The organism is Escherichia sp. MOD1-EC5990, assembly GCF_002965285.1.
GTDB lineage: Bacteria > Pseudomonadota > Gammaproteobacteria > Enterobacterales > Enterobacteriaceae > Escherichia > Escherichia coli_F.
Window position 1 is genome coordinate 1 of record NZ_PTRV01000074.1, and the last position, 748, is coordinate 748.

Consider the following 748-nt stretch of genomic DNA (forward strand, 5'->3'; position numbering starts at 1 on the left):
GACCTGACGGCTATTCCGGTAGCGCATCCAGCCAAGTTTCGGCAGAAAAATACGGCTGTTTTCCTGATCGAGCTTAACGCCCTGCGGGTAGTGGAATGCATCATTCTGTCCCCGCTTTTTGAATCGGGGAAAAGCAGCCCGCTTCTGGAAGAAGTTTTTGTAAGCCCGCTCAAGGTCTTTCAGTGACTGTTGCAATGGCTGTGAGGGCGAATCTTTAAGCCATTGCGTTTCAGTGGCATTTTTCCACTCAACCAGCCAGGAAGCCATTTTCCCGTAAGGGATGTATTTATTACCGGCCTCATGATTCTCATTCTGAAGCGCCAGAGCACGATTGAAAACGAAACGACATGCGCCTGCGAAGCGCCTCATTTCACGCTCCTGTTGACCACCTGGTCTTAACTGGAATTTAAATGCCTGTAGTCGTTTCACAGGCCAAATGATACTTTGGTCTGTGAAAAAAGAAACCGATATCCGGCGTGGAAGGCATTGTGTTTTCCTGATGCATGTTCACCTGGTCTTTGTCACCAAATACCGACGCCAGATTTTTGACCATGACGCGACAGAAAAACTACGCACTTACTTTTCAAATGTATGTGCTGATTTTGAAGCTGAACTGGTTGAAATGGATGGCGAACCAGATCACGTCCATTTGTTAATTAACTATCCTCCCAAACTGGCGATATCCAGTCTGGTAAACAGCCTCAAAGGCGTATCGGGTAGGTTACTGCGACGAGATCGACCAGATATT

The 748-nt window shown here is 47.3% G+C and carries 2 protein-coding genes; one reads left to right on the top strand and one right to left on the bottom strand.

Annotated features, from left to right (window positions below; all coding sequences use genetic code 11):
* The coding region (locus BEB42_RS25915; RefSeq protein WP_157942754.1) for an RNA-guided endonuclease InsQ/TnpB family protein at window positions 1-429 on the bottom strand (429 nt) is incomplete at its 3' end.
* Window positions 430-436: 7 nt separating this feature from the next.
* Between BEB42_RS25915 and tnpA the strand changes: the two genes are divergently transcribed.
* Window positions 437-748: IS200/IS605-like element IS609 family transposase (gene tnpA, locus BEB42_RS25920; protein WP_123058329.1), on the top strand; the 312-nt coding region annotated here is incomplete at its 3' end.